The sequence below is a fragment of the Streptomyces sp. NEAU-YJ-81 genome, assembly GCF_017592595.1.
Taxonomy (GTDB): domain Bacteria; phylum Actinomycetota; class Actinomycetes; order Streptomycetales; family Streptomycetaceae; genus Streptomyces; species Streptomyces hygroscopicus_B.
This window is the reverse complement of record NZ_JAGFNO010000084.1, coordinates 1-9,165: the sequence shown is the minus strand read 5'-3', so window position 1 is coordinate 9,165 and position 9,165 is coordinate 1. Positions and strand designations below refer to the sequence as shown.

The 9,165-nt window shown below is 69.8% G+C and carries 2 protein-coding genes; both read right to left on the bottom strand.

Translation table 11 applies throughout. From position 1 onward, the window contains the following. A partial coding sequence (locus J5X86_RS49725; protein ID WP_208523164.1) for a type I polyketide synthase occupies positions 1-2,912 on the bottom strand: 2,912 nt, incomplete at its 3' end. Positions 2,913-2,962: 50 nt separating this feature from the next. After that, the coding region (locus tag J5X86_RS49720) for a type I polyketide synthase (RefSeq protein WP_208523163.1) at positions 2,963-9,165 on the bottom strand (6,203 nt) is incomplete at its 5' end.

The window sequence follows — 9,165 nt, the reverse complement described above, 5'->3', positions numbered from 1 at the left end:
TGATCAGCCAACCACCCATGCGAAACCAACGACAACCGACCCGTCAACAACACCCCATCCACACCCGCCAACCCCACCACCGCACCCAACAACGGATGATCAGCCGAACCCAGACCAAGGCCCGCCGCGGCACCCGCGCTGACAGCCGCACCCGCGGACTCCAGCCAGTACCGCTCCTTCTGGAAGGCATACGTGGGCAACTCGACCCGCCGAGCCCCCGTCCCCGCGAACATGCTCGCCCAGTCGACGGAGGCCCCGCCCACGTATGCCTCGGACACGGAGGTCAGGAAACGGTCCAGGCCACCCTCGTCACGGCGCAGCGAACCGACGGCGGTGACACGGGTGCCGTGATCCTCGGCCGTCTGCTCCACACCCATGGTGAGCACCGGATGGGCGCTGGCCTCGACAAACACCTGGAAGCCATCCGCCAACAGGGACCGGACCGTCTCATCGAAGCGCACCGTCTGACGCAGATTCCGATACCAGTACCCGGCATCCAGCCCCGCCGTATCAAGCACCCCACCAGTCACCGTCGAATAGAACGGCACCGACGACGACCGGGGAGCAATCCCGACGAGGGCGTGCCGAAGCTCGTCCTCGATGGCCTCGACATGAGCGCAATGCGACGCGTAATCCACGGGAACACGCCGCGCCCGGATCTCCTCCGCCTCACACGCCACCAGCAACTCATCCAACGCATCCGCGTCACCCGAGACAACAACCGCCGAAGGCCCATTCACCGCCGCCACCGACAACCGCTCACCCCACGCCGCCAGCCGCTCCCGTACCACCTCCACCGGCAGTGACACGGACACCATGCCGCCACCACCCGACAACGCCCGCAACGCCTTACTCCGCAACGCCACCACCCGCGCCGCATCCCCCAACGACAACGCACCCGCCACACACGCCGCCGCAATCTCACCCTGCGAATGACCGATAACAGCAGCAGGCTCCACACCGTACGAACGCCACAACTCCGCCAACGACACCATCACAGCCCACAACACCGGCTGCACCACATCCACCCGCTCCAACGCACCCGCAGCACCCTCCCCACCCCGCAACACATCCACCAACGACCACTCCACAAACGGCGCCAACGCCGCCCCACACTCACCCACCCGCTCCGCAAACACCGGCGAAGACTCCAACAACCCCGCCGCCATCCCCACCCACTGCGACCCCTGCCCCGGAAACACCAACACCGCACGACCATCAGCACCCACAACCCCACCCCGCACCAACCCCGGAGCACGACTGCCATCAGCCAGCGCCCGCAGCCCCTCGTCCAGAGCCGCCCGGTCCGATCCCAGCACCACCGCACGATGCTCGAACGCACTACGCGTCGCCGCCAGGGAGAACCCGATATCGGTGGGGACCGTCTCCGGCCGCGCGTCCAGGTGGGCGAGCAACCGTTCGGCCTGGGCGCGCAGGGCGTTCTCGGACTTCGCCGAGACCAGCCACGGCACGGTGCCGGAAGGCAGTTGCCCTGTCTCCACCGGTGCTTCGCCATCCGGCTCGGCCGAAGGCTCCTGCTCCAGGATGATGTGTGCGTTGGTGCCGCTGATGCCGAACGACGACACACCCGCCCGACGGGGCTCGTCGCGCTCCGGCCACGGTGTGGCGTCGGTGAGCAGCCTGACCGTGCCCGCCGACCAGTCCACGTGCGGCGACGGCTCGTCGATGTGCAGGGTTTGTGGCAGCAGTCCGTGCCGCATCGCCTGCACCATCTTGATGACGCCGGCCACGCCCGCCGCCGCCTGCGTATGGCCAATGTTGGACTTGATGGAGCCGAGCCACAGCGGTCGGTCCTCGGGCCGGTCCTGCCCATATGTCGACAGCAGGGCCTGTGCCTCGATCGGGTCGCCCAGCGTGGTGCCCGTGCCATGTGCCTCGACGGCGTCCACCTGCTTGGCGGAGAGCCTGGCGTCGGCCAGCGCCTGGCGGATCACCCGCTGCTGGGACGGACCGTTCGGCGCCGTGAGGCCGTTGCTCGCACCGTCCTGGTTGATGGCGGAGCCGCGTACCACCGCCAGCACCGGGTGGCCGTTGCGCCGCGCGTCCGAGAGCCGCTCCAGCAGGAGCATGCCCACGCCCTCGCCCCAGCCCGTGCCATCGGCGGCCGCCGCGAACGGCTTGCACCGGCCGTCCGGCGCAAGGCCCCGCTGACGGCTGAACTCCACGAAGGTTCCGGGGGTGGACATCACCGTGACGCCACCCGCGAGGGCGAGTGTGCACTCCTGGCGCCGAAGGGCCTGACCGGCCCAGTGCAGCGCCACCAGGGACGAGGAGCACGCCGTGTCGACCGTGACCGCCGGGCCTTCGAGGCCCAGGGTATAGGCCACCCGGCCGGAGGCGATGCTGCCCGCGGTGCCATTGCCCAGATAGCCCTCCACGCCTGCGGGCAGCGACGTCAGACCGGTGCCGTAGTCGTGATACATGACACCGGTGAAGACACCAGTCTTGCTGCCCCGCACCGACTCCGGGTCGATACCGGCCCGCTCGAACGCCTCCCATGCCGTCTCCAGCAGCAGCCGTTGCTGGGGGTCCGTCGCGAGGGCCTCGCGCGGCGACATCCCGAAGAACGCCGGGTCGAAGTCACCGGCGCCGTCCAGGAATCCGCCCTCGCGCGCATAGCTCTTGCCGACCGAGCCCGGGTCGGGGTCGTACAGCCCCTCCACATCCCAGCCGCGGTCCTGGGGGAAGCCCGAGATGGCGTCCTCGCCGGCGGCCACCGACCGCCACAGCTCCTCGGGCGAGCGCAGCCCGCCCGGGTAGCGGCAGCTCATCGCCACGATCGCGATCGGCTCGTGGTCCGCGGACTCCGCGTCCTGAAGGCGCTGGCGCGTCTGGTGGAGTTCGGCAATGACTCGCTTGAGGTAATCCCGGAGTTTGTCTTCGTTGCTCATCGCGCATTCCCAATCACAAGGCTGCCGGCAAATTGCGGAGGGTTGTTGCTTCAGAGAATTCCGAGATCCTCGTCCACCATTTTGAAGAGTTCGCCATCCGTCGCCGATTCGAGTTGGTCGACGAGAGCAACACTGTCGTTCGGGACTTCCCGTGCGTCGCCGTACTTTGCCAAGAGCTCCCGCAGGCGTGACGCCACATCCGTGCGGCCGATCTCCTCCCAGGTCATCGTCGATAGACCGACTTCGAGCTGATCGAGGCCCACGGATACGGGCACCGAAGTGGCGGCGGATCCGGCGTCCCGCGTCAGCTCATGGTGGAGGTGCTGGGCCAGGGCGGTAGGTGTCGGGTGGTCGAAGACCAGTGTCGCGGTCAGACGGAGTCCGGTCACCGTGCCGAGCCGGTTGCGCAATTCCACCGCCGTCAGCGAATCGAAGCCGAAATCCTTGAACGCACGGCCCGGTTCCACGATTTCCGGGCCGCCGTGACCCAACACCGCGGCGACATTCCGCCGTACCGTGTCCAGCACCAGGCGTTCGCCTTCCGCATACGAGGCTCCGGCCAGGCGTGCCCGCAACGCCTCCGCCGCTCCGGTGGCTTCCGCTGTCGCCCTGCGGGCGGGCATGCGGACCAATTCCCGGAGGACATGCGGTACTTCGGCGACTCCGCCGTGTGCGGCGGACCTCCAGACCGTCGTGTTCAGCCGTGCGGCGGCGACGACCGGGCCATCGCTTGCGCAGGCGGCGTCGAACAGTGCGAGCCCCTCGGCCGACGACAGGCCGGAGATTCCGACCTGGTCCATCCGCCGCCTGTCCACTTCGGCCAGCCCCGCGGTCATCCCGCTGCGCTCCTCCCACAGGCCCCAGACCAGCGACAGGCCGGGCAGATCCTGCGCCCGGCGCTGTGACATCAGCGCGTCGAGGAAGGCGTTGGCGGCGGCGTAGTTGCCCTGCCCGGCGGCCCCGAACATGCCCGCCACCGAAGAGAAGACCACAAACGCCGACAGGTCGAACCCGGCCGTCATCTCATGCAGGACGAGGGCCGCCTCCGCCTTCGGTCGCAGCACGGTGTCCAGCCGCTCCGGAGTCAACGACGCGATCACACCGTCGTCCAGCACGGCGGCGGCGTGGACAACGCCCTTCAGCGGATGCGTGGCGGGGATGTCCGACAACACCGCGCCGAGGGCGTCCCGGTCGGCCACATCACAGGCTGCCCAGGTCACCGATGCCCCGGCCGAGGTCAGCTCATCGGCCAGCTCGGCCGCGCCCTCGGCCGCCGATCCCCTGCGGCTGAGCAGTACCAGATGACGCACACCATGGTTGGCCACCAGGTGCCGGGCCAGCAGACCGCCCAGGGTGCCGCCGGCCCCGGTGATGAGGACCGTTCCCTCGGAGTCCCATGCCGCCGAGGGTCCCCGTTCCGCCTGCTCCTCGGCTCGGACCAGCCTCGCCGGCAGTACGCGCCCTCCGCGTACGGCCAACTGCGGCTCGCCCGAGGCAAGGGCCGCGGCCAACGGAACGGAGCCGAGCTCTGTGGGATCCTCCACGTCGAGGAGGAGCAAGCGATCGGGGTGTTCGGCCTGCGCGGACCGCACCAGGCCCCATATCGCCGCCCCTTCCAGGTCGTCCACGCCCTCGGTCGAGGAGGTAGCGACGGCGCCGCGGGTGGTGATGACCAGGCGGGCGTCGGCGAACCGCTCCTCAGCAAGCCACTCTTGCACCCACTCCAGCGCCCGGTGCGCCGCGCCACGTACACCTCCGTGGTCGTCGCCACCGGCGCCGGTCGCGGAGGGCAGCAGCACCCACTCCGGCGCGGGCTCACCCTCGGCACCGGACTGGGCCAGAGCCGACAGATCAGGGTGTGTTCGCACCTGCCAGCCCGCCGACCGCAGCGCCAGGGACAGCCCGCCGTCCTCCTCACCGATCAGCGCACAGTGTGCGGTGGACGGCGCGTCGGCCGGGAGTGGCATGGCGTTCCATCGCAGCTGGAACAGCGACTCATGGGAGGCGCCCCGCGCGGCGTCGATCTGCTCGGCGGAGACCGGACGTGTCACCAGCTCTGCCACCGAGGCCATCAACCGGCCCGTCTCATCGGCTACGTCGAGCGACAGACCGTCGGCCCCGGCCGCCGCCAGCCGTACGCGGACCGTGGTCGCGCCGGTGATGTGCACCGACATCCCGTTCCAGGCGAACGGCAAACGGACCTGCTCCGCATCCGAGTCCACCAGGCCACCGGGCCCCGCCACATGAAGGGCGGCGTCGAGCAACGCGGGGTGCACACGGAATCGGGTCGCGTCCGGCCACTGCTCTTCGGCCAGTGCCACCTCGGCGAACACCTCGCCTTCGCGCCGCCAGGCAGCCCGCACGCCCTGGAACGCCGGCCCGTACGCGAGCCCGCCCAGCGCGAAACGCTCGTACATACCACTGATGTCGACCGCCTCCGCATCCGCGGGCGGCCACACACTCAGCTCGGCCGAGATCGCCGCTTCCGGTCCCCCGGCCTGAGTCAGGACGCCGGTGGCGTGACGCGTCCAGGGCTGGTCCTCATCACCGGATTCCTGCCGGGAATAGACGGTGACGGGTCGACGGCCGTCGTCCTCGGCTCCGGCCACCATCACCTGGAGCTGGATCGCACCGCGTTCAGGAAGGACAAGGGGCGCTTCCAGCACCAGGTCGTCCACGCGGTCACAGCCGAAACGGCCACCCGCGTGCAGCGCCAGATCCACGAAGGCCGTCCCCGGCACCACCACCGAGCCCATTACCGCGTGGTCGGTCAGCCAGGCGTGCGTACGCGCGGACAGCCGACCGGTGAACAGGCACCCGTCGGAGTCGGGCAGCGTCACCGCGGCACCGAGCAGGGGGTGTTCTTCGGAGCTCAGCCCCGCCGAGGCCACGTTTCCCGCCGCCCCACCGGCCTCGAGCCAATACCGCTTCCGCTGGAAGGCGTAGGTCGGCAGCTCCACGTGGCGTACGGGGGTCGGCGCGAGCAACGCCGTCCAGTCCACCTGAGCCCCACGGACGAAGATCCGGGCCAACGCCTCCTGGAGCGTGGCGATCTCGTCCCGGCCGCTCCGCAGTGCGGAGACGAACTCGACGTCCGACGCGCACTCCTGTCCCATGCCGGAGAGCACCCCGTCCGGGCCCAGCTCCAGGGAAGTCGTCACACCCGCCTCCGCGAGAGCCGCCATGCCATCGGCGAAGCGCACGGTCTCGCGGACGTGCCGTACCCAGTACGCGGCCGAGCACAGCGCCTCGGCATCAGCGACCGCGCCCGTCACATTCGACACGACGGGAATACGCGGAGGCGCATACGACAGCCCCTCGGCCACCTGCCGGAACTCGGCCAGCATCGGCTCCATCAACGGCGAGTGGAAAGCGTGCGAAACACGCAGCCGCTTCGTCTTGATGCCCTGGACCTCAAGGTGCCCGGCGACCTCCATCACCGCCTCCTCGGCACCGGAGATCACGGTCGAGCGCGGACCGTTGACCGCCGCCACACTCACCTCGGCCTCACGACCCGCCAGCAACGGCAACACATCGGCTTCGGCGGCCTGCACCGACACCATCACCCCACCCGACGGCAACCCCTGCATCAACCGCCCACGAGCCGCCACCAACACACACGCGTCCGCGAGCGACAACACACCCGCCACATGAGCGGCCGCCAACTCACCAATCGAATGCCCCGCCACGAAATCCGGCCGCACACCCCACGACTCCACCAACCGGAACAGCCCCACCTCCACCGCAAACAACCCACACTGCGCAAACACCGTCTCATCCAACCCCGGCGCGTCCCCGCTGATCACCTCCCGCAGCGAACGCTCCAACACCCCCTCGAAATGCCCACACACCTCGTCGAAGGCGTCCGCGAACACGGGGAACGCCTCATACAACTCCCGGCCCATCCCGACCCGCTGACTACCCTGACCCGAGAACAACACCGCGAGCTTCCCCGGCACCACCGAACCCCGCACCACACCGACCGCCGGTAGGTCATCCACCAGCGCGCCCAGCCCGGCGGCGAAGCCCTTACGGTCACCGGCCAGCACCACCGCCCGATGCTCGAACACCGAGCGCGTGGTCACCAGCGACGAGGCCACGTCCACGACCGCCGCCTCGGCGTCCGTCTCGCCACGTACGGACGACAGCAATCGCCTCGCCTGTGCCCGCAACGCGCCCTCGGACTTCGCCGACACCACCCACGGCACCAGCACCGACTCCTCGGGCCCGTCGGTCACCGGCTCGGCGACCGGCCTTTCCTCGGGGACCTGCTCCACGATCACATGCGCATTGGTCCCGCTGGCGCCGAAGGAGGAGACACCCGCACGCCTGGGGTGGCCCGTCTCCGGCCAACGCGTAGCGTCCGTGAGCAACCGCACCGCGCCCTCGGACCAGTCCACATGCGGCGACGGCTCATCGACATGCAGCGTTTTCGGCAGTACCCCGTGCCGCATCGCCAGCACCATCTTCATCACACCGGCCACACCGGCAGCCGCCTGCGTATGACCGATGTTCGACTTCACCGACCCCAGCCACAGCGGCCGGTCCTCGGCGCCCCGTTCCCGTCCGTAGGTCGACAGCAGCGCCTGTGCCTCGATGGGATCACCGAGTGTCGTGCCCGTACCGTGTGCCTCCACCGCGTCCACCTCGGCGGCCGACAGCCGAGCACTCGCCAGGGCGGCCCGGATGACCCGCTGCTGCGACGGGCCATTGGGGGCCGTCAGCCCGTTGGACGCGCCGTCCTGATTGACGGCGGACCCGCGGACGACGGCAAGTACCCGGTGGCCGTTGCGCCGTGCGTCCGAGAGCCGTTCCAGCAGCAGCATGCCGATGCCCTCGGAGAACCCCGTACCGTCGGCGGCCCCCGCGAACGCCTTGCACCGTCCGTCCGCCGACAGCCCCCGCTGACGGCTGAACTCCACGAACAGGGCGGGGGTCGACATCACCGTCACACCACCCGCGAGCGCGAGCGCGCACTCCCCCTGGCGCAGCGACTGAGCCGCGAGATGCAGCGCCACCAGCGACGACGAGCAGGCGGTGTCCACCGTCACCGCGGGCCCTTCGAAGCCGAAGGTGTAGGAGACCCGGCCCGAGGCGATGCTGCCGGCGGTGCCGTTGCCGATGTAGCCCTCGACGCCGTCCGGCACCGCAGCCGAGCCGTAGTCGTGGTGCATGATTCCGGCGAAGACACCGGTCTGGCTGCCGCGCACCGACGCCGGGTCGATACCGGCCCGCTCCAGCGCCTCCCACGACGTCTCCAGCAGCAACCGCTGCTGCGGATCCATCGCCAACGCCTCACGCGGCGAAATACCGAAGAACTCCGGCTCGAAATCACCCGCGTCATACAGGAAACCACCCTCTCGCGCATACGCCGTGCCCCTGTGATCGGGATCCGGGTGATACAGCCCCTCCAGGTCCCAGCCACGATCATCCGGAAAGCCGGCGATGGCGTCTCCGCCGCGGGACAGAAGCCTCCACAGGTCCTCGGGGGACTTGATCCCACCCGGGAAGCGGCAGCTCATTCCCACGATCGCGATCGGCTCGTCCTGGGCCGCGGCCACCGGCGCAGGACGTCCAGCGTCGACAGCCGCATCGTCGCTCCTGCCGAGGAGTTCGTCGCGGAGATAGCGGGCGAGCGCCAGGGGCGAGGGGTAGTCGAAGACGAGGGTGGCAGGCAGGCGCAGCCCGGTGGCCGTGTTCAGCCGGTTCCGTAGCTCGACGGCCGTCAGCGAGTCGAACCCGAGCTCCTTGAACGCACGCTCCGGCTCGACCTCGTCCACACCGGAGTAGCCGAGCACCGCGCCGACCCCTGCACGTACGAGATCCAGCAGCGTCTGCTCCTGCTCGGCCTCCGAAAGCCCCGCGAGGCGAACGAGGTCACCCCGCAGGAACGTGTCCATGCCCGTAGCCGCATCCGTCAGCGCCCTCCGCGACGGGGTACGCACCAGCCGTCGGAGCAACGGAGGAACGGTCCCTGCGCCACCACGGAGCACCGTCGGAGCGATCCGCACGGGGACCAGCAGCGGCTGGTCCACGGCACCCGCCGCGTCGAAGAGCGCGAGACCTTCATCCGACGACAGCGGGATCACGCCGCTCCGCTCCATCCGGGCAACGTCGGCGTCGGCGAGGTGGCCGGTCATATCGCTGCGTTCGGCCCAGAAACCCCACGCCAACGACACCCCCGCAAGCCCACGCGCCCGACGGCGCGCCGCCAGACCATCCAGGAACATGTTCGCCGCCGCATAGTTCCCCT